Annotated in this window: 20 protein-coding genes; 8 read left to right on the top strand and 12 right to left on the bottom strand. The window is 67.1% G+C overall.

The features are described 5' to 3' along the window. Nucleotides 1-43 precede the first annotated feature (43 nt). From BDK63_RS12805 to BDK63_RS12765, 9 genes are all read right to left on the bottom strand, one after another. Nucleotides 44-877, bottom strand: a complete 834-nt coding sequence (locus BDK63_RS12805) for a 3-oxoadipate:acetyl-CoA acetyltransferase (protein ID WP_183332576.1) — start codon at nucleotides 875-877, stop codon at nucleotides 44-46. A gap of 148 nt (nucleotides 878-1,025) precedes the next feature. Beyond that, complete coding sequence (gene pcaG / locus BDK63_RS12800) at nucleotides 1,026-1,658, bottom strand: protocatechuate 3,4-dioxygenase subunit alpha (RefSeq protein ID WP_183332574.1); 633 nt, start codon at nucleotides 1,656-1,658, stop codon at nucleotides 1,026-1,028. A gap of 13 nt (nucleotides 1,659-1,671) precedes the next feature. Further along, nucleotides 1,672-2,394, bottom strand: coding sequence for a protocatechuate 3,4-dioxygenase subunit beta (pcaH, locus tag BDK63_RS12795; RefSeq protein WP_183332572.1), 723 nt, complete (start codon nucleotides 2,392-2,394; stop codon nucleotides 1,672-1,674). A 118-nt stretch (nucleotides 2,395-2,512) separates the two neighbouring features. After that, a complete protein-coding gene (pcaQ, locus tag BDK63_RS12790; protein WP_183332570.1) occupies nucleotides 2,513-3,436 on the bottom strand; it encodes a pca operon transcription factor PcaQ in 924 nt (307 codons plus the stop codon). A gap of 70 nt (nucleotides 3,437-3,506) precedes the next feature. Further along, a complete protein-coding gene (locus BDK63_RS12785; protein WP_183332568.1) occupies nucleotides 3,507-4,682 on the bottom strand; it encodes an alpha/beta fold hydrolase in 1,176 nt (391 codons plus the stop codon). 13 nt (nucleotides 4,683-4,695) lie between these two features. Further along, nucleotides 4,696-5,898, bottom strand: coding sequence for a 3-oxoadipyl-CoA thiolase (gene pcaF / locus BDK63_RS12780; protein ID WP_183332566.1), 1,203 nt, complete (start codon nucleotides 5,896-5,898; stop codon nucleotides 4,696-4,698). Nucleotides 5,899-5,934: 36 nt separating this feature from the next. Further along, complete coding sequence (locus BDK63_RS12775) at nucleotides 5,935-6,708, bottom strand: CoA-transferase subunit beta (RefSeq protein ID WP_183332564.1); 774 nt, start codon at nucleotides 6,706-6,708, stop codon at nucleotides 5,935-5,937. Beyond that, complete coding sequence (locus BDK63_RS12770; RefSeq protein WP_183332562.1) at nucleotides 6,708-7,538, bottom strand: CoA transferase subunit A; 831 nt, start codon at nucleotides 7,536-7,538, stop codon at nucleotides 6,708-6,710. Before BDK63_RS12770 ends, BDK63_RS12775 begins: the two co-directional genes overlap by 1 nt. Nucleotides 7,539-7,713: 175 nt before the next feature. Beyond that, on the bottom strand, nucleotides 7,714-9,057 hold the full coding sequence (locus BDK63_RS12765; RefSeq protein ID WP_183332560.1) for a class-II fumarase/aspartase family protein: 1,344 nt from the start codon (nucleotides 9,055-9,057) through the stop codon (nucleotides 7,714-7,716). Between the two features lie 124 nt (nucleotides 9,058-9,181). Here BDK63_RS12765 and BDK63_RS12760 point away from each other — a divergent pair, with 124 nt between their 5' ends. The 6 genes from BDK63_RS12760 (at nucleotide 9,182) to BDK63_RS12735 (ending at nucleotide 15,500) form a co-directional block, all read left to right on the top strand. After that, on the top strand, nucleotides 9,182-9,973 hold the full coding sequence (locus tag BDK63_RS12760) for an IclR family transcriptional regulator domain-containing protein (protein WP_183332558.1): 792 nt from the start codon (nucleotides 9,182-9,184) through the stop codon (nucleotides 9,971-9,973). 70 nt (nucleotides 9,974-10,043) lie between these two features. Further along, nucleotides 10,044-10,823, top strand: coding sequence for an IclR family transcriptional regulator (locus tag BDK63_RS12755; protein WP_183332556.1), 780 nt, complete (start codon nucleotides 10,044-10,046; stop codon nucleotides 10,821-10,823). A gap of 75 nt (nucleotides 10,824-10,898) precedes the next feature. Continuing rightward, entirely contained in the window at nucleotides 10,899-11,855 is a 957-nt protein-coding gene (locus BDK63_RS12750; RefSeq protein ID WP_183332554.1) for an AEC family transporter, read from the top strand. A gap of 109 nt (nucleotides 11,856-11,964) precedes the next feature. Further along, nucleotides 11,965-13,710, top strand: a complete 1,746-nt coding sequence (locus tag BDK63_RS12745) for an FAD-dependent oxidoreductase (RefSeq protein WP_183332552.1) — start codon at nucleotides 11,965-11,967, stop codon at nucleotides 13,708-13,710. Beyond that, entirely contained in the window at nucleotides 13,703-14,530 is an 828-nt protein-coding gene (locus BDK63_RS12740; protein WP_183332550.1) for a sugar phosphate isomerase/epimerase family protein, read from the top strand. Before BDK63_RS12745 ends, BDK63_RS12740 begins: the two co-directional genes overlap by 8 nt. A gap of 76 nt (nucleotides 14,531-14,606) precedes the next feature. Continuing rightward, complete coding sequence (locus BDK63_RS12735; RefSeq protein ID WP_183332548.1) at nucleotides 14,607-15,500, top strand: DMT family transporter; 894 nt, start codon at nucleotides 14,607-14,609, stop codon at nucleotides 15,498-15,500. Between the two features lie 109 nt (nucleotides 15,501-15,609). On the opposite strand, the gene aroQ is transcribed toward BDK63_RS12735, so the two are convergent. The 3 genes from aroQ to BDK63_RS12720 form a co-directional block, all read right to left on the bottom strand. Continuing rightward, entirely contained in the window at nucleotides 15,610-16,056 is a 447-nt protein-coding gene (gene aroQ, locus BDK63_RS12730; RefSeq protein ID WP_183332546.1) for a type II 3-dehydroquinate dehydratase, read from the bottom strand. Next, nucleotides 16,056-16,919 (bottom strand): shikimate dehydrogenase family protein, encoded by an 864-nt coding sequence (locus BDK63_RS12725; RefSeq protein ID WP_183332544.1) that lies wholly within the window; start codon nucleotides 16,917-16,919, stop codon nucleotides 16,056-16,058. Before BDK63_RS12725 ends, aroQ begins: the two co-directional genes overlap by 1 nt. Nucleotides 16,920-16,981: 62 nt before the next feature. Beyond that, entirely contained in the window at nucleotides 16,982-18,826 is a 1,845-nt protein-coding gene (locus BDK63_RS12720; RefSeq protein ID WP_221202613.1) for a bifunctional sugar phosphate isomerase/epimerase/4-hydroxyphenylpyruvate dioxygenase family protein, read from the bottom strand. A 440-nt stretch (nucleotides 18,827-19,266) separates the two neighbouring features. On the opposite strand from BDK63_RS12720, the gene BDK63_RS12715 reads away from it, so the two are divergent. Continuing rightward, nucleotides 19,267-20,268 (top strand): tripartite tricarboxylate transporter substrate binding protein, encoded by a 1,002-nt coding sequence (locus BDK63_RS12715; RefSeq protein WP_183332540.1) that lies wholly within the window; start codon nucleotides 19,267-19,269, stop codon nucleotides 20,266-20,268. 58 nt (nucleotides 20,269-20,326) lie between these two features. Then, entirely contained in the window at nucleotides 20,327-20,803 is a 477-nt protein-coding gene (locus BDK63_RS12710) for a tripartite tricarboxylate transporter TctB family protein (protein WP_183332538.1), read from the top strand. Nucleotides 20,804-20,805 lie beyond the last annotated feature (2 nt).

Below are 20,805 nucleotides of genomic sequence, written 5' to 3'. Positions count from 1 at the left end.
CCTGCCGTGAGACGGCAGGCGGCGTGCACCCCGTGCGGTTGGATCAGGCGGGCTGGCCGAGGCCCAGGATCTCGCGAGCCTGCTGCCAGGTGGCCACCGGACGCTCGTACTTCTCGCACAGCGCCACGGCACGCTCGACCAGGGCCGCGTTGGAGGGGGCCAGGGTGTCGCGGTCGATGCGCACGTTGTCCTCGAGGCCGGTGCGGGTATGGCCGCCGGCGGCGATGGACCACTCGTTGAGCTTGAGCTGGTTGGAACCGACACCGGCGCCGCACCACTGGGCATCCGGCGCCAGGCGCTTGAGGGTCTCGATGTAGAAGTCGAAGGTCGGCTTGTCGGCCGGCATGGCGTTCTTCACGCCCATCACGAACTGCACGTAGAGCGGCGCCTTGAGCTTGCCCTGCTTCGACAGGTTGACCGCCTGGTGGATGTGCGACAGGTCGAAGGCCTCGATCTCGGGCTTGATGTCGTACTTGAGCATCTCGCCGGCCAGCCAGTCGACCAGCTGGGGGGAGTTCTCGTAGACCCGGTTGGGGAAGTTGTTGGAGCCCACCGACAGGCTTGCCATGTCGGGCTTGAGCGGCAGCATGCCGCCACGCTCCTCGCCGGCCCCGGAGCGGCCGCCGGTGGAGAGCTGGATGATCATGCCCGGGCAGTGCTTCTTCAGGCCTTCCACCAGGCGCGCGAACTTCTCCGGGTCGGAGCTGGGGGTCTGGTCATCGTTGCGCACGTGGCAGTGGGCGATGGTCGCTCCGGCCTCGAAGGCCGCCTGAGTGCTCTCGATCTGCTCCTCGACGGTGATCGGCACGGCCGGGTTGTTTTCCTTGCGCGGCAGGCTGCCGGTGATGGCGACACAGATGATGCAGGGGTTGGACATGGTGATCTCTCTTGGTACCGAAGCGGTACCGTGGCTCTATTGTCATCAGGGGGATTTCCCCCGCGGCTGGTGCTCGGCGTCAGCAACGCCGAACGCCGCCCCGGGGGGCGGCGCGGATGACCGGGACCCTGAAGACCAGGGCGCCCAATCAGAAATCGAAGAAGACGGTTTCACCCTCGCCCTGCAGGCGAATATCGAGGCGATAGCGCACCTTGCCGTCGACCTCCTCGCGCCGGGCGATCAGGGTCTGGCGGCGGGTCGGCGACTCGATGCGGGTCAGCACAGGGCACTTGCCGTTGGCCTCGGCCTCGTCCTCGAAGTAGAGGCGCGTCTGCAGGTGGATGTTGATGCCCCGGGCGAAGATCGTCAGGTTGATGTGCGGTGCCTGGGACTGCCCGCTGGCATGGGCCACCGAGCCCGGCTTGATGGTCTTGAGCGACCATTCGCTGCCGTGGTCGAAGGTTGTGGCGGTGCGACCGAAGCTGTTGAACGGCTTCTTCAGGTCGAACTCGCGCTGGTACTCGCCATTGGCATCGGCCTGCCAGGCCTCGATGAAGGCGTCGCGCACCAGGTCGCCGTTGCCGTCGATCACGGTACCGACGATCTCGATCTGCTCACCCTCGGCCCCATCACGGGCCATCTCGTTCCAGATCTCCTCGTCGCGGGTCGGGTTACCGGCGGCGGCCAGGGCCAGGCCGATATGCACGTAGGGCCCGGCGGTCTGGGAAGCGGTCTCGCGAAGCATCAGTTCGCTGGTGGGTCGGGAATTCGGCTGGTTCATCTCGTTGCCCCTGTCACTGATTCTCGAAATAGGTCTGCAGCTCGCCTCGTACCACCAGGTCGAAGCGATAGGCCAGGCAGTCCATGGGGTTGCTGCGGGCCATGTCCAGGCGACCGATCATGGTCTCGACGGCGTCGCGATCCTTGATGGTGTTGACGATGGGGCACAGCGGAATCAGCGGATCGCCCTCGAAGTACATCTGGGTGATCAGGCGCGTGGAGATCGACGGCCCCATCACCGAGACGTGGATATGGGACGGACGCCAGCTGTTCATGTCGTTCGGCCAGGGATAGGGGCCCGGCTTGATGGTGCGGAAGCGGTACCAGCCCTGGTCATCGGTCAGGCAGCGGCCCACGCCGCCGAAGTTGGGATCCAGCGGCGCCAGGTAGCGGTCGTTCTTGTGGCGGTAGCGGCCGCCGGCGTTGGCCTGCCACATCTCCACCAGGGTGTGGGGCACCGGCTTGCCGAACTGGTCGACCACGCGGCCGAACATGATGATGCGCTCGCCCTGGGGAAGGCCCTGACCCTGAGTGAAGTTGAGCAGCAGGTCGTTGTCGTGGGGGCCCATGCGCAGATGCCGGAAATCGGGACCGGAGAGCTCCGACACGGTGGGCTTCTGCATGCTGACCAGGGCCTGCTGCGGGGAGCGGGCCACGGAGGTCTTGTAGCCGGGGGCATAGGCCGGCGGATGCCAGTTGCGGTCGCGCTCGACGAAGCGCTTGTTCTCTTCCTGCATGACGATCGTCTCCGGGGGTGGATGATTGACCTGGGTCAGTGTCGCGGCATTGACACCGGCTGACCATTGACGTCTCGGCCACCCGATATAACCCCCAGGTTATGGGAAGGCACCGTTCTCACTTCAGGCTGGCCGCCACCTGCCTCAGGCGCTCGCAGAAGGCCTCCAGCGCCAGCGAGGGTCGCAGGGTGGCATTGAGGCAGAGCCCCACCGAGCCGCCCTGCTGCTCCAGGGGCAACGCCAGCTCGCAGAGCTCTCCTGCCGCCACGCTCCCTTCCACGGCCTCCTCGGGCGCCACCCAGATCGCATCGCTGCCCAGGGTGTAGCCGCGACTCAGCGGCAGCGACAGCGTCTCCAGCCGCCGCGCCGGCAGGACCAGGGCGTGGCTCAGGCAGAAGCTGTCCACCTGCTGGCGCAGGGTCGTCTGGGGCGGCGGCAGCACCCAGGGGTAGGCGCCCAGCGCGTCGGCCGGCAGCGGGCTCACGCCGGCCAGCGGGTGGCCGGCACGCACCATCAGCAGCAGCCGCTCGTAATAGAGGTGCTCGAAGGCCAGGTCCTGGATCTCGCGCGCCTCGGTCATGCGCCCCACCACCAGGTCCAGCTCGCCGCGGCGCAGCCGCGAGAGCAGGAAGGCGCTGGGGCCGGTCACCACGTTCACGCCGACGTCGGCATGCTCCGCCCCCTCCGCGTGCCAGCGCCGCAATGCCTCGGGCAGCAACCGACTCTCCACGGTGGAGAGCGCCCCCACCCGCAGCGGACGCTCGCCATCGCGGGCCTCGCCGATGGCGCCGACCCCCTCCTCCAGGGCGCGAATGGCAGGGCCGGCATGGCGCAGCAGGGTCAGGCCCGCCTGGGTCAGCGCCACCCCCTTAGGGGTGCGCTCGAACAGGCTGGCCGTCAGGATCTCCTCGAGCTCACGGATGGTCTTGGAGATCCCCGGCTGGGTGATCGCCAGGCGCTCGGCGGCACGTGCAAAGCTGCGCTGCCGGGCGACCTCCAGGAAGGCCTGCAGGTGACGCAGCTTGATCCGGGCATTGAGCATGTCCACCTCCTGCCGGCGCCCACAGGGGGCGTCGAGACAGCCCCGCCAGGGAGCGGGGCGCGACCGTCACCTAGCGGGCATCACCCCAGCCCAGCTCCTTGGCCAGGGCGAAGGCGTGGTTGGCCGCCGGCACGCCGCCATAGATGGCCACGTGCATCAGCACCTGACGCAGCTCCGCCTCGGTCAGGCCGATGCGCTTCGCCGTCTTGAGGTGCAGCGTCAGCTCCTCGCGGCCCAGCGCGGCCAGGATGCCGGTGGTGATCATGCTGCGCTCGCGACGGGTCAGGTCGTCGTTGCTCCACAGCTCGCCCCAGGCCAGGCGGGTGATCATCTGCTGGAAGGGGGCGTCCAGGCTGGTGGCGTTCTCGGTGGAGCGCGCCACGTGGGCCTCGCCCAGCACCTGCTTGCGGGTCTCAAGGCCCGTGGCGTAGTCGACGCCCTGATGGCCGACATCGCCCAGGTCCACCGCCATCACCGCCAGCAGCTTCTCGGCGAACAGGCCGGGCACCTCCACGGAGGGCACGTGACCGACGCCCTCGAGGATCTCGAGGGGCGCGCCGTCGAGCTCCGCGGCCAGGGCCTCGAGGGTCGCCGGCGGGGTAGCAAGGTCCTCGCTGCCGCCCAGCAACTGCACCTTCACCGGCTTGCCGCTGAGCTTGCCGGTAAAGGCGTGGCTGCCCAGCATCTCGCACAGCCTGGCGTAGGCGTCATCGTCGCCGCGGCCCATCTGGGTGCACCAGCCCGCCTTGAGGGCAGGCTCCGCCTCGAAGCAGGCCGGGGCGAACCAGCGCGGCACGATCTCCTCGGACATCGCCGCCAGGCCTTCCTGGCGGATGCGGCCGGCGCGGGTGTTCCACAGTTCGGCATTGCCGATCACCGCCCCGGTGTTGGTCAGGGTGGCGGAGAGCAGGCGCTCGGCGTGCTCGCTGATCAGCTGCTGGCCCACCACGCCGCCGATGGAGGTGCCGGCGAAGTGGAAGCGCTCGGCACCGGCGAGATCGGCCAGGGCCAGGGCCTCGGCGGCCAGGTCGACCGGGGTGACCGGACGCTCGCCCCAGGCCTGGCTGGCGCCGTGGCCGGGCAGGTCCCAGGTCAGCACCCGGTAGCGCGGCAGCAGCGCCGGCAGGACGTCGTCCCATACCGCCTGGCTCATCCCCAGGGGGTGCGCCAGCACCACCAGGGGGTTGGCCTCGCTGCCGAGCAGGCGATAGGCGACGCTGCGCCCGTTGATGTTCAGAAATGCCATGGAAACTCTCCTGTTAAACCCGCTCGATCAGGGTAGCAATGCCCTGCCCCACGCCCACGCACATGGTGCACAGGGCGTAGCGCTTGCCGCTCTTCTGCAGCTCATGGGCGGCGGTCATCAGCAGGCGGGCGCCGGACATGCCCAGCGGGTGGCCCAGGGCGATGGCACCGCCGTTGGGGTTGACCCGCGGGTCGTCGTCGGCAATCCCCAGCTCGCGCAGGCAGGCCAGGGCCTGGGCGGCGAAGGCCTCGTTGAGCTCGATCACGTCGATCTCGTCCAGCGACACGCCGGTGCGCGCGAGCAGCTTCTGCACCGCGGGTACCGGGCCGATGCCCATGATGCGCGGCTCGACGCCGGCGGTGGCCATGCCGAGGATCTTCGCCATGGGGGTGAGGCCGTGCTTCTCCACCGCGACGGCGCTTGCCACCAGCATGGCGGCAGCGCCGTCGTTGACGCCCGAGGCGTTGCCGGCGGTGACGCTGCCGCCCTCGCGGAAGGGCGTCGGCAGGCCGGCGAGCTTCTCGAGCGTCGTCGCGCGCAGGTGCTCGTCCTGGTCGAAGCGCAGCGGCTCCTGCTTGCGGCGCGGGATCTCGATGGCGGTGATCTCACACGCGAAGCGACCGGCGGCCTGGGCGGCGGCGGCCTTCTGCTGGGAGCGCAGGGCGAAGGCGTCCTGGTCCTCACGGGAGATCTTGAACTGCTCGGCGACGTTCTCGGCGGTCTCCGGCATGGACTCGACGCCATAGGCCTTCTTCATCAGCGGGTTGATGAAGCGCCAGCCGATGGTGGTGTCCTCGATCTTCTGGCCCCGGGAGAAGGCGCTGTCGGCCTTGCCCATCACGTAGGGGGCCCGGGACATGGACTCCACGCCGCCGGCCAGCGCCAGCTCCATCTCGCCGGCCTTGATGGCGCGAAAGGCGGTGCCCACCGCGTCCATGCCGGAGCCGCACAGGCGGTTCAGGGTGGTGCCGGGGATGGACACCGGCAGGCCCGCCAGCAGCGACGCCATGCGCGCCACGTTGCGGTTGTCCTCGCCGGCCTGGTTGGCGCAGCCCATGAAGACCTCCTCGATGGCGGAAGGGTCCAGATCGGGCGCTTGCGCCAGCACTGCCTTGACGATGGCGGCCGCCAGGTCGTCGGGGCGCACACTCGAGAGGGTACCGCCGAAGCGGCCCACGGCGCTGCGCCGCGGATGGCAGAGGAATACGTCGGTCATTGCCTTATCTCCTGGAAATCGCTGCGAGTGGCGGCATCACGCCCCGGCATGGGCGCGGGCGGTGCGGTCCTTCAGGTCCCGCAGGATCTCGAGCTCATGGGCCGAGGGCACAGGTGTGGTCTCGAGCCGCTCGGCGAAGCGGATCTCCCAGCCGGTGGCCTCGATCACCTCCTCGCGGGTCACGCCCGGATGGAGCGACACCACGACGAGCTCCTTGGTCTCGGGGTCCGGCTTCATCACGCACAGATCGGTGATCACCCGGGTCGGGCCCTTGCCGATATTGGGCACGCCGTCGCGGCCCTTGCCGTCACGGCCGAAGCCCAGGGTGGTGACGAAGTCGACCCGGTCGACGAAGGCGCGCCTGGAGTGCTTCAGGGTGATGAAGACCTCGCCCGCATTCGTTGCGATCTCCGGCGCCCCGCCGCCGCCCGGCAGGCGCACCTTGGGCTCGCGGTAGTCGCCGATCAGGGTGGTGTTGAGGTTGCAGTAGCGGTCGATCTGGGCGGTGCCCAGGAAGCCCACGTCGATCTTCCCGCCCTGCAGCCAGTAGCGGAACATCTCCGGCACCGCCACGGTGGTGAGCGCCGTCTCGGCCAGCTCGCCGTCTCCGATGGAGAGCGGCAGCACGTCGGGTTTGGTCTGCAGGGTGCCGGACTCGTAGATCAGCACCACGTCGGGGGCGTGGGTCAGGCGCGCCAGGTTGGCCGCCTCGGAGGGCAGGCCGATGCCGACGAAGCAGGTGGTGCCGTTCTCCAGGGCGCGAGCCGCGGTGACGGTCATCATCTCCGAGGAAGTGTAGTCGAGGCTCATCAGGCGTTACCCCCTGCGTTCATGACGTTTTCTTCGATCCAGGCCGTGAAGGTGTCGCGATCCCGGGCGATGGCATCCCACTCCTTGTAGAAGGCGTTGTTGCGCGGGTAGTAGCCGTGGGCATAGGAGGGCAGCGAGCCCTTCTCGGCCACCGCGATGGCGTCGATGGCCCAGCCGGGAATGATGCAGGTGTTGGGGTGGTAGCCGGGCTCGGTGCGCAGGTCCTCGACGATCTCCTCGACGGTGACGATGCTCTTCTTGGCCGCCAGCACCGCCTCCTTCTGCACGCCGACGATGCCTTCCACCAGCACGTTGCCGGCGCGGTCGGCCTTCTGGGCGTGGACGATGGAGACGTCCGGGCGCACCGAGGGCACCGCGGCCAGGCGCTCACCGGTGAAGGGGCACTCGATGAACTTGATCTGGTCGTTGACGCTGGGCAGCTCGCTGCCCACGTAGCCGCGCAGTACCGCCAGGGGCAGGCCCGCCGCGCCGGCCTCGAAGGCGCAGGCCATGGCGGCATGGCTGTGCTCGAGGATCTCGACCCTGTGGGGCCAACCCTTCTCCACGGCGTCGCGCAGGCGATGCAGGGAGCCCACGCCGGGGTTGCCGCCCCAGGAGAAGATCACCTTCTTCGCGCAGCCCGCGCCGATCAGCTGATCGTAGATCAGGTCGGGGGTCATGCGGATCAGGGTCAGGTCGCGTTTCTTCTGGCGAATCACCTCGTGACCCGCGGCGAAGGGAATCAGGTGGGTGAAGCCCTCCATGGCAACGGTAGCGCCATCCTCGACGTAGCGCGCAACCGCGTCATGCAGGCTAAGGAACTCGGCCATGGGATCTCCTCCTGGCGGTGACTCTCGCAAAAGTTCGAATAACGAACTTTGTTTTGTGATGCGAACAAATTACTCCCGCCGTCGGCCAGCGTCAAATTGTCGACGCTCTGAACGCCGAGAGGGGAAGGCCAGGCCTTCCCCTCTCGTACGACACAATGTCTTCCCGGACAGTCGCTTAACTGGTCATCAGCCACTCGGCGGCGCGCGCCACCTGAACCCGACTGCTACCAAGGTATAATGACGGATCCGTGACACGGGCCACCTCCTCCGGGTCCAGCCGGCCCTGCACCTCGGGATGGACATTGAGCGCCGCGGCGTAGGCCACTCCCTGCAGGCGCGCCGTCTCGGCGGCCTCGGCGCTGATGCGCTTGGCGGCGTCCGGCCCCAGGGTCGGCGCCAGCAGCTTCGCCACCGGCTCGGCCATGATCCCGCCGCCGGTAGCGGCCAGATTGCGTTGCATCGCCTCGGGGTGCACCTCCAGCCCCTCCAGCAGCACCGCGGCCTGCTCCAGGGCCCCCTCCAGCAGCAGGGCACTGTCGACCAGCGGCGCCCACTCCGCATGCCACTCCCCCAGGCCCCGCTCCAGGGGCTGGGCGGCGGCGTTGAGCAGCACCGTGGCATGGCCATGCACCTGGCGGGCCGCGCCGCGGATCAGCGCGCAGCGCACCGGGTTGCGCTTGTGGGGCATGGAGGAGGACTCGCCCATGCCGGGGGCCGAGGGCTCGGCTACCTCGCCCACCTCGGTCTGGGTCAGCAGTGCCACGTCCAGGGCCAGCTTCTCGGCGGCACCCGCTACCGCGTCCAGCGCCGTGCCCAGGGCATGCACCGGCTGGCGGTCGGTGTGCCAGGGCAGCACCGGGGCACTCAGCCCCAGCCGCTCGGCCAGGGCGTCCATGTAATCAAGCCCCCGGTCATCCCGGCCCGGCTCTTCCAGACCAGAGTGCACTCCCACGGCGCCGCCGAACTGCACCGGCAGCTCGACCCCGGCCAGCCGGCGGCGCGCCTGCTCCAGGCCGATGGCCCAGTGCGCCACCTTGACCCCAAAGGTGATCGGCAGCGCCTGCTGCATCAGGGTGCGCCCCACCATCACGGTCTCGTCATGGGCCTCCATCAGCGCCATGGCGGCGGCCCGGCAGCGCCGCAGCAGCGCATCCAGGGCCGCCAGGCGCGGCTTGAGCAGCAGCATCAGCGCGGAGTCGACCACGTCCTGGCTGGTGGCCCCCTGGTGGAAATAGCGCTTGAGTTCGGCGGGCAGGGCCGCCCTGGCCTGCTTGACGAAGGGAATCGCCGCGTTGCCGCCGCTGGCGATGCCGGCGGCGATGGCATCGATATCGAAGCGGTGGCCCTCGAGGAGATGGCGCATCTGGGCACTCATCTGCTCGGGGACGGCACCGCGGGCCTCCTGAGCCTCGGCCAGGGCCAGCTCGAAGGCCAGCATGGCCTGGACCATCGCCTCGGCGTTGCATTCGGCCAGGGCCGACTGGCTCATGAAGGGGTGCTGGATCAGGGCGGCAGGCATCGGTGATCTCCGGCGATGGCAGGGGCCAGCGGGGGCTAGCCAAAAAGTCGTACAAGTGTTCGCAATTCGAACACTATGCTAGATTGGAGCGTGGATTCGAGCAACACGACCAAGGACACGAAGGATGGCAACCGCAGCACAGGATGAGGTCCTGACCCCCGACGATCGCGATTTCGTCACCGCCCTGGCCAGCGGCCTGGAGGTGATCCTGGCCTTCGACGAGGAACATCCCCGCATGACCCTCAGCGAGGTCGCCGCACGCACCGGCATGAACCGCGCCCGCGCCCGGCGCTTCCTGCTGACCCTGCATGCCCTGGGCTACGTGCGCAAGCAGCAACGCGTCTTCGAGCTGGCCCCCAGGGTGCTGCAGCTGGGCTATGCCTTCCTCTCCGCCAACGACTATCGCAGCGTGATCCAGCAGGTACTCGAGGATATCACCGAGGCCTGCGGCGAATCCTCGTCGCTGGGGGTGCTGGATGGCGACGAGGTCACCTACGTGGCGCGCTCCTCCTCGCGCCATCGGCTGATGGCCATCACCCTCTCGGTGGGCACCCGCCTGCCGGCGGCCCATACCTCCATGGGGCGCGTGCTGCTGGCCCAGTTGCCGGACGAGGAGCTCGATGCCTGGCTCGAGCGGGCCGTGCTGGAGAAGCATACCGACAAGACCATCACCGACAAGGCCGAGCTCAGGAAGTGCATCCTCAAGGTGCGCCAGCAGGGCTACGCCATCGCCGACCAGGAGCTCGACTCCGGGCTGCGCTCCATCGCCGTGCCGGCCTTCGACGCCAACGGCAAGCTGCTGGGCGCCATCAACATCAGCACCAATGCCGCGCGAGTGGCATTCGACACCCTGATGACGGAGTACCTGCCACTGCTGCAACAGAAGGCCCGCGATATTCGCGCCACCGTCAACTGAACCATCAATGCGCGATGACTTTTCCTGAACAACGTTCTAAAGTAAATCTTTTGGATAGCGAGATGTGACCATGGCGGGGAGCCTGATCGAACGCACTCTGGGCGTACTGGAAGCCCTCTCCGAAGATGCCAGCGGCCTGCCGCTGCTGGTCGTTGCCGATCGCCTGGGCATCCCCAAGAGTGCGGCGCATCGCATCTGCAACGAACTGATCCGGCTGGGGCATGTGCGCCAGGATCCCATGAGCCAGCGCTACCAGCTCACCACCCGCCTGGTAGCAATGGGGTTCCGATACCTGGCCAGCACCGGGACCAGCGACCTCATCCAGCCGATCCTCGACCGCCTGGCCGAGCAGAGCGGCGAACTCGTTAGGCTCTCGGTGATCGAGGGTGACCACCTGACCTGGATCGCCAAGGCCCAGGGCGCACGCAGCGGTCTGCGCTACGACCCCGATATGGGCAAGGCGGCGCCGCTGTTCTGCACCGCCAGCGGTCACGCCTGGCTCGCCGCCCTGCCCCCTGAAGAGGCACTGGCGCTGCTTGAGCGCCACGGCCTGGAGACCGACCACCCGGTGGGCCCCCAGGCGCCCCGAAGCCGTGAAGAGGTCCTCGAGCACCTCGAGTGGACGCGGAGTCGCGGCTACAGCTGGGTCAGCGACAGCATGGGTCCCGGCACCACGGCGATGGCGGCACTGATCCGGCACCCTGCGGACGGCCACCCCCAGGGCGTGCTGAGCATCGCAGGCCCCAGCGTGCGACTGGATGCCGAACGCGTGGCGGCGCTGGCACCGGCAATGCTGCAGGCCGCCCAGGAGCTCTCCCAGGTCGCCCCGACCTCCCCGCTGTTTACCTGAACGATCGCAGGCCGGCACCATTGCTGACTCAGCATGCCGGCCTCTGCTCCCTGGAGCCACGGCAAGGAGGCCTCCGTGCTCGAGATACTGGTCATCACCACGCCGATCTTCCTGCTGATCGGCACGGGCTATCTGGCCATGGCCACCAAGCTGGTAAACCGCGAGCAGATACAGGGCATCGGCACCTTCGTGCTCTACTTCGCGCTGCCGTCACTGGTGATCCGGGCCCTGACCCAGAACCCCCTCGACGAAGTCATCCAGCCCCACTACCTGCTGGCCTATGGACTTGGCTCTGTCGCGGTATTCGCGGTCGCCCTGCTGCTGACCCTGCGTCTGCAGGGGAAATCTCTCAGCGAGGGGGCCATGCATGCCTTGGGCATGTCTGCCTCCAACAGCGGCTTCATCGGCTATCCGGTGGCCGCCATGGTACTCGGCGCTTCGCCAGCAGCCATCTTCCTGGCCTTGAACATGCTGATCGAGAACCTGCTGATCATCCCGGCGGCGCTGATCCTGGCCGAAGCGGGCCGCCAGAGCGGCGCCGGAATCATCACCGCCGCCCGCAAGACGGTCGTCCGTCTGGTTCGCAATCCGATACTGATCGGCCTGACACTGGGCGTGATGCTGGCGGTGACCGACACCTCCCTGCCTCGCCCCATGGCACAGGTCGTCGACATGCTGGCCAGCGCCGCGGGTCCTGCCGCCCTGTTCGTGATCGGTGGCACGCTATTCGGCCTTCAGGTGCGCGGCATGGCCGGTGACGTCGGCCAGATCGTGATTGGCAAGCTGCTCCTCCATCCCCTCGCGATACTCGGCTTCTTCCTGCTGATGCCCGAGGCAGACCCGATGCTGCTTGCCGGCGCGCTGCTGTTCGCCTGCGCACCGATGATCAGTGTCTATCCCTTGCTCGGCCAGCGCTACGGTCTGGCCGGGGTCAGCGCCACCGCCCTTATGGTCGCCACCCTGGGCGCTTTCGTGACACTAAGCCTCGCCATAGGCCTGATGAAGCACTACGACCTGCTGCCGGCCGGCTGAATACATCCACTGCCACCCGGAACCATGGCGGCACGTCGCGCTCGGCCATTGCTAAAAGTGGAATTATGTTCTAGATTTTACCAGAACAGTATTCCAGTGAGGGCTCGACATGGCCAACATGCAGGACGACTACGATCTGGTGGTAATCGGGTCCGGCGCCGCCGGTCTCTCCGCCGCCGTCACAGCGGCCTATCAGGGCCTCAGGGTCGTGGTGGTTGAGAAGGCCGCGACTCTGGGTGGCGCCACAGCCTGGTCCGGCGGATGGATGTGGACCCCGCTGAACCCCCTGGCCCGCGCCGCCGGCATCGAGGAAGACCCGGAGACGGTGCGCACCTACCTGCGCCACGAGCTGGGCGAGCGCTATGACCCAGCCAGGGTTGACGCCTTCCTCGCCGCCGCGCCGAAGATGGTCGAATTCTTCCAAGAGAAGACCGCGCTGCAGTTCGCCGACGGCAACGCCATCGCCGATGTCCATGGCGATAGTCCCGGGGCTGGCACCGGCGGCCGTTCGGTAATCGCCGCCCCCTTCGACGGCCGCGAACTAAGTCGTCAGACGCTGGCCAAGCTGCGCAAGACCATGCCAGAGACCGCCTTCCTCGGCATGCCGATCCAGGCCGGGCCGGACCTGATGGCGTTTCTGACCGTCACTCGTTCGCTCAGGTCCTTTGTCCATGTCACCAAACGCTTCACTCGCCACCTCTATGATCTGGCCCGCCATGGCCGCGCCATGCAGCTGGTCAACGGCGTGGCTCTGATCGGCCGGCTGGCCAAGTCCGCCGACGACCTGGGGGTAGAGCTACGCGTTGCATCACCGGCGAAGCAGCTTATCCGCGTGGAAGGACGGGTCGGCGGTGTGGTGGTGGAGGCTCCAGACGGCGAGGTGACCCTCAACGCCCGGCGCGGCGTGGTGCTGGCCGCTGGCGGCTTCCCCTGGGATATCGCACGGCGCAAGGCGCTCTTCCCGCACACCCCCACCGGCCAGGAGCACTGGCCACTGCCCCCGCCCTCCGCCAGCGGCGATGGCCTACGCCTGGGAGAGTCGGTTGGCGGCGAGGTGGACACCAGCCTCTACTCGCCGGTGGCCTGGGCGCCGGTCTCGCTGGTGCCCTACCGGGACGGACGCGTCGGCCACTTCCCGCATATCATCGATCGCGGCAAGCCCGGCATCATAGGCGTGCTGGCCAGCGGTAGGCGCTTCGTCAACGAGGCCCACGGCTACTACGACTATGTGGATGCCATGGTCAAGGCGGTGCCGGAAGGCGAGGAGCTCTGCTCCTGGCTGATCTGCACCCACCGCTTTCAGCGCCGGTACGGCCTCGGCATTACCCGCCCGTCTCCGGTGCCCTTCAAGCACTGGATCCGCAAGGGCTACCTCAAGGTCGGGCGCACTATCGAGGAACTGGCCAGGAACTGCGGCATCGACCCGGACGGGCTCGCAGCCACGGTCGCCGAGTACAACCACCACGCCGCTCGGGGTGAGGACCCGGAATTCGGCCGCGGCTCCACCCCCTACAACCGCAAGCAGGGCGACCCGGCCCATGGCCCCAACCCCTGCGTGGCGCCCCTGGACCAGGGCCCCTTCTACGCGGTGAAAGTGGTCCCCGGCTGCTTCGGCACCTTCGCCGGGCTCAAGACCAACGAGCACGCCCAGGTGCTGGATGCTCAAGGGCATCCGATTGGCGGTCTCTATGCGGCAGGTACCGACATGGCCAGCATCATGGGCGGCTACTACCCGGCCGGCGGCATCAACCTGGGCCCGGCCATGACCTTCGGGCATATCGCCGGCCTGCATGCTACCGGCAAGGGCGCCGTCATTCCCGCCGAATCAAGAAGCGAGCTCGCCGACGATGTCTGATCGCCTCTTCTCTCTGGCCGCCCTGACGGTCCTGGAACTCTCGCCCCCCGACATGGTGGAGGCCGCTGCCACTGCCGGCTACGATGCCGTCGGCCTGCGGCTGATCCCGGCGACGCCGGAGGAGCACCACTATCCCCTGGCAAGCGATGCAGGCTTGCTGCGGCGCACTCGACAGCGCCTGGGGGAGACAGGCCTCAGGGTCCTCGATATCGAGATCCTGCGCCTCAGGCCGGATACCGAGGTGGGCCGGGACTTCCATCGTGTGCTGGAGATCGGCGCAGAGCTGGGGGCCAGCGAGGTGCTGGTGGCTGGGAACGACGAGGACCACGTGCGCCTGGTCGATAACTTCGCGTCGCTCTGCGAACTGGCCGCGCCTCTCGGCCTGCACCCCCATCTGGAGTTCATGCCCTGGACAGGTGCGAAGAATCTTTCCCAGGCACAACGAATCGTCTCCGCAGTTCGTGATGCCGGCCATACCAATGCCTGCCTGTTGGTCGACGCCTTCCACTTCAACCGTTCGAGCAGTCGTCTGGAGGAGCTGGCTGAAATACCCGCCGAGTGGACGCGCTACGCCCAGCTCTGTGATGTCGCAGGTCCAGTCCCCGCCAGCATGGAAAAGATCCTGCACGAGGCCAGGCAGCAGCGCTGCTTTCCCGGCGATGGTGATATCGACCTCAAGGCCTTGCTGAGGACGCTGCCACCCGAGGCACCGCTCAGCCTGGAGATCCCCACCGAGTCGCTGCGCCGGCAGGGCGTCACCGCGCTGGAGCGGGCGAGGCTGGCGCTCGAGAAGGCTCGAACCCTCGTCGCCAGCCGGTAGGCCCCAACAGTTGGCACCTGGCACCTATCAATTAGCCTGCTAGTATTAAGCTTCTACCTTGAGACGCCCGAGCGCCATGACGCCTTCCACGACCACGCTTCCCGCCCCCACCGCCGACCGCCCCCTGCTGGGCATCGCCTTCATGCTGGGGGCCGGACTGCTGTTCACCCTGCTCGATACCGGGGTCAAGTGGCTCACCCAGAGCTATTCGCCCGTGCAGGTGGTCTGGGCGCGCTACGCCGGTCATATGCTGGTGCTGGGCGGATACCTGCTGATGCTCGGCTGGCCCCGTTGCCGGGAAATCCTGGCCTCCATCGAGTCGCTTCCCGGCCAGTTCCTGCGAGGCCTGCTGCTGCTGGGGGCCAGCACCTTCGCTTTCCTGGCCTTCCGCGAACTGCCGCTGCTGCAGGTCTATGTGATCAATTTCAGCGCGCCGCTACTGGTGACCCTGCTGGCGATTCCGCTGCTGAAGGAGAAGGTGACCCCGGCACGCGGCGCCGCTGTCGTGACCGGCTTCATCGGGGTGGTGATCGCCGTGGGCCCGGTGGACTGGCGTGCCCAACCCGCCGCCCTGCTGCCCTTCGGGATGGCGTTCTGCTTCGCGCTCTACCAGCTGGCCACGCGTCGCTTCGGACGCAACGACCATCCGCTTGCCTCGCTGTTCTATGCGGGCCTGGCCGGCGCTCTGGTCAGCTCCCTGGTGGTTCCTTTCGTCTGGACGCCCATCGCCGTCGGCCACATCCCCCTCTTCCTGCTGGTCGGCACCCTCGGAGCCGTGAGCCAGCTCGGCCTGATCCTGGCCATGCGCTGCGCACCCGCCTCCCTGGTCTCGCCCTTCCTCTACCTGCAGATCGTCTGGGCCACCCTGGCCGGCCACCTGGTGTTCGGCGATGTCCCGCTGCTGGCAACCTACCTGGGTGCCGTGCTGATCATCGGGGCCGGGCTCTTCCTCGCCACACGCCGGGGATAAGCAGGGAAAACGAGGGACTCAGCCCCTGACCACGAAACGGCCCCAGCAACGACAACGCCAGCGGCCGTGCCGCTGGCGTTGTCGCCTGGAAAGGCCTACGGGTCCGGAATCAGCCGTCGGCGGCCTGGATCACGGCATCCAGCGCCGCCTTGTAGCCCTGGGTGCCGAGGCCGGCGATCACGCCGTCGGCGCGCAGGGAGACGTAGGAGTGGTGGCGGAAGCTCTCGCGCTGGTGCACGTTGGAGATGTGCACCTCGAAGACCTTGCCTTCGAAGGCGTTCAGGGCATCGAGGATCGCCACCGAGGTATGGGTATAGGCCGCGGGGTTGATGATGATCGCTTTGGTCCCGTCGAGGCGAGCGGCATGGATAGCGTCGATCAGTTCGCCCTCGTGGTTGCTCTGCCGGCAATCGAGGTCCCAGCCGGCCAGGACCGCCTTCTCGCGCAGGGCGTTGTTGACGTCGTCCAGGGCCTCGTAGCCGTAGATCTCCGGCTGGCGGGTGCCCAGCAGATTGAGGTTGGGCCCGTGCAGGACCAGCACCTTGCCCTGGCTCATCAGCCATTCTCCTTCAGCAGTTCACGCTTGTAGTGGGCAAACAGGGTGGCCGCCTGCTCATCGGCGGCGGCGCGCCTGGCCTGATCCTCGCAGAACAGCTTGAAGGCGTCGACGCCCTGGAAGACGAACAGGCTGACGCCGCTCACCACGCTGGCCCCCACGGCTGTCGCAGCGGCAATGAACTCGGTGACTGCCGGCACATAGACCGCATCGAAGATCCAGTGGTGGGCCTGAATCAGCTCCTTGGGCAGCGGGCAGCCGGGGCTCTTCTCATGGCCGATGGGGGTGCAGTTGACCAGGCCGTCGCAGCCCGGCACCGTCTCGGCAAGTTGCTCGGCCGTGATGGTGGAGGAGGCGAAGCCCTGGGCCTCGAGCTCCCCGGCCAGCTGGCGCGACTTGGCCGGATCGAGATCCATCAGGACCACCTCGGAGGCGCCGAGCTTGCCCAGGCCGAAGGCCACCGCCTTGCCCACGCCCCCGGTGCCGATCAACAGCACGCGCCCCGGGTCACGATCGCCCAGGGTGGCCCGGAAACCGCTCATGAAGCCGGTGAAGTCGGTGTTCTCGGCGATGATCTCGCCCTCCTCGAACACCAGGGTGTTGGCCGCCCCCACCATGCGTGCGCCCTCCGAGGGGCGGGTGGCCAGCGACACGGCGGCCTCCTTCCAGGGGTAGGTGACATTGACGCCCCGATAGCCCCCGGCAATCACCTTGCGCACCTGCTCCTCCAGCGAGGCGATGGGCTGCTCATTGGCGTCGAAAAGATCGTAGGTGGTCGGGATGCCGGTCAGCTCGCCGAGCCGCACGTGCAGGTCGGGCGAGCTAGAGTTCATGATGGCCTTGCCGATGAGACCGAGTTTCATAACTATCCTCCCAAGCGAAGGCGGCGCCATGCCACCTCCCTGTCGTTGTTGTGGGCGGCCCTTCAGCGCTGGGCGGCCTGGGCCGCCAGGCGGATGCCCGCGTTGGCCGCACCGAACTGCTGGTAGCCGCCACGCCGCTCGACGATCTCGAAGAAGAAGCGCCCCGAGAAGGTCTCGGTGTAGGCGTGGAAGAAGTCCCCTTCCTCATTGCGGTCGAAGAGGATATTGCGCTGGCGCAGCGCCTCCAGCAGCGCCTCGTCGAGGCCGAAGCGCGCCTCCAGGTCGTCGTAGTAGTTCTGCGGGATCTTCAGCAGCGGCAGGCCCCGGGCCTGGATCTCGTCGACGGTGGCGAAGATGTCGTGGCTCTCGAAGGCGATCTGCTGCACGCCGCCGCGGAACTCGCTGAGAAAGCGCCCCGGTTGGGTCTCCTGGGCCTGGGAGACCGTCAGCGGCAGGCGGATGCTGCGGTCGGGGCTGACCACCGCCTGGCTCACCAGCATGCCCCGCGGGTCGATGATCTCGTTCTCCGGCTCGGCATCGAAACCGAAGACGGTACGGTGGAACAGCTGCCAGCCCAGCAGCTGGGTCGCCGGCAGCACGTAGGAGAGGTGGTCGATGCGAGCCAGGCCTGCCTCGTTGCGACTGTCCTGATCGAACAGCTCGAAGTCGGTTCGCCACTGGAGGTCATCGGCCGCCGCATCATCCACCAGATAGACCAGGCTGCCCTCGATGCCGCGCAGTGCGGGAATCTCCATCTCGCCTTCGCCCACCTGGCCGCGGAATGTCGGGGCCTTGAAGGCCTTGGCGCGGGCCAGGGCAACCTCGACGTCATCGACCCGGAAGCCGACGGCGCATACCGAGGTGCCATGCAGCAACCGGAAGGTGTGGGCGAAGCTGTCGGTCTCGAAGTTGAGCACCAGATGGATCTCGCCCTGCTTCCAGAGCTCGACGTTCTTGGAGCGGTGGCGCCCCACGTGGCGGAAGCCCAGCGCCTCGATGAACTCGCCGAGAGGGGCGGCACTCTCCTCGTCCAGGGTGAACTCGATGAAATGGATGCCACCGTAGTGCGGCGCCGGCGGGATCTTGCCGGCCCAGGGCCCCTCGGGCAGCAGGTTCTCGAGCCAGATCAACGAGCGCAGCCCGTCCAGGGCGGTGATCTCGGTGGGGGCGGCGCGGAAGGCATCGCTGAAGATCTCCAGCGACAGCGGCCCGTCATAGCCGGACCGGGCCAGCGCTTCCATGAACGGCTTGAGCGGCAGGCGCCCCTGGCCAGGGAAGCAGCGGAAGTGGCGGCTCCATTGAAGGATATCCATCTCCAGCAGCGGGGCATCGGCCACCTGGACGAAGAAGATCTTCTCCCGAGGAATCTTGCCGATGGTGGAGAGGTCATGCCCCCGCGAGAGGATATGGAAGCTGTCGAGCACTACGCCGAGGTTGGGATGGTCGGCGCGGCGCACCGCTTCCCAGGCATCCCGGTAGTCGGAGATATGCCGCCCCCAGGCCAGTGCCTCGAAACCCACCCGCATATTTCGCCGTGCCGCCCGCTCGGCCAGTTCGCGCAGATCCGCCACGACCCGATCCATGTCGTCGATGGCCTGGGGCGAAACGCTACTGCAGACCAGCAGAAAATCGGTGCCCAGTTGCTCCATGAGGTCAAACTTGCGCTCGGCACGCTTTAGGTTGCGGCTACGCTGGGGCTCGGGCATGGCCTCGAAATCGCGAAACGGCTGGAAGGCCACGATGGCCAGGCCCAGGCGCTCGCAAAGGGCCCTCACCTCCTCAGGGGAGCCATCGAAGGAGAGGAGGTCGTTCTCGAAGATCTCGACGCCATCGAAACCGGCACGGGCGATGGCCTCAAGCTTGGTTCTCAGGTCGCCGCTCAGGCAGACGGTCGCTATGGCACGCATCCTCATCCTCTCCCGGCCCCTTTCGCCAGATGGCAAAGGAGCCTCTCTTGTCATCAGGAAGGGTATCCCCCGGCCCGGATCAAATAATAGAACTCGGTTTTAATGTTCGCATAGCGTTCTTTAGTTCGCAACATGCGCGAGCCTCACCAGCCATGATGCGGCATACCTTCGCCGGCCCGGATCATTCAACGACTACTATAGTGGCAGGGACCGATCAGCAGGGCAGTTCGGTCAACGCCGTACGAGGCCTGACTCCGAAAGGCCACTCAGCACTCTACCTTGGTCGAAGATGGGCAGATGGGCATTGACACAAATGGAAGCGAGTTCTAGTGTTCGCCCACAGCACTAGCGTTCGACAAGCGAACAAGAAGAAGGCAACCCTGCCGAGACCAGTCACCTGGTACGGCGCACAACACAATAACTCTCCCGGAGGATTCCCCATGTTCAAACCGCTTCTGACCGGACTCGCCGTCGCCGCCGGCACCCTCGCTCTCACCGGCAATGCGCTGGCCGAGTATCCGGAGCGCAACATCCAGGGCACCATCCAGTGGGGTGCCGGTGGCGCTACCGACAACGTGGTGCGCAGCCTGACGCCTCACGTCGAGGAGATCCTCGGCACAACCATCGTGCTGACCAACCGCCCGGGCGGCACCGGGGTAATCGGCATGAACCATGTCATGCGCCAGCGACCCGATGGTTACAACCTGCTGTTCGGTGCCGAGAACCCGCAGCTCTACCCGCTGATGGGCCTCGCCGACTTCACCTACGACGATATGCATGCGGTCAACATCATCGGTCAGGGCCTGGTGGTGATCGCCACCCACCCGGACAGCCCCTTTGACACCTTCGCCGAGCTGCTCGAGTACGCCAACGAGAACCCGGGCGAACTGCGCATGGGCGGCACCGGTGCCGGCGGCCTCCCCAGCACCATCCATGCGATGATCAATGCCGTAGGGGAGCTCGATGTGCGCACCGTCACCTTCGGTGGCGATGGCCCGGGCGTTACCGCCCTGCTGGGTGAACACATCGACTTCATGCCCTTGAGCCTCTCGGCAGTCGCAGAGCAGATCCGTGGCGGTCGCCTGAAGGGCCTGGCGGTACTCAACAGCGAAGAACTGGAAGAGCTCCCGGGGGTCCCTCCAATCACCGAGGCCCTGCCCGACATCGAGTCATTCCTCCCGTGGGGGCCGTTCTGGGGCGTCTTCGTCCATCAGGACACGCCTGACGATATCAAGACCATTCTCGAGGATGCCTACCAGCAGGCCGTGGCCAGCGACGGTTTCCAGGAGTTTCTGGAAAACTTCGGTGGCACCACCCTGAACCTGAGCGGCGACGCGGCACAGCAGTACCTGGACAACTGGCAGTCAGTGACCGCCTGGTCCATGTACGAGGCCGAAGCCGTCGAGACCTCGCCCGAGGAGCTGGGTATCCCCCGCCCCTGACCCCACCCATTGAGACTAGGGAAGGAGGGCACTGCCCTCCTTGCCCCGGAGTCTGTCCATGAGCAAGAAAATCGAGCAAACCCAGGCCGGTGAGAAGGTCTTCGACTGGTTGCTGCTCCTGTTCAGCGTTGGCGTCCTGGTCGAGGCCTTCCGGATCGATGGGGGCCTGAGGCTCAACTCGGCCGGCTCCTTTCCGGTCGGCCTCGCCTTGGTGATGCTGGCTTCCTCGATAGCCATCCTGTTCAGTCACCGCCGCAAGCGGCGTGACCCGCGCATCCGCAGTGCCCTGCACGAGTGCCAGGTGTTTCTGCATGAACACTTTCAACCCCACATCGTGGTGTTCTCGGTCGTCTCCGTTATCTATCTGGCCGCGATCATCTGGGCAAGCTTCTACATCAGCACCTTCATCTTCCTGGCAGCGATGTTCATCTACTATCGCCAGGGCAGGATCATCAGCTCGCTGATCATTACCTCTCTGGCCATCGCGGTGATCTACGTGCTTTTCACCATGGTTTTTCGCGTCTACCTCCCCTGACC

The organism is Halomonas campaniensis (assembly GCF_014193375.1).
GTDB classification, from domain to species: Bacteria; Pseudomonadota; Gammaproteobacteria; order Pseudomonadales; family Halomonadaceae; genus Halomonas; species Halomonas campaniensis.
Note: the sequence above shows the minus strand (reverse complement) of the source record. Positions and strands in the feature narration are given on the sequence as shown.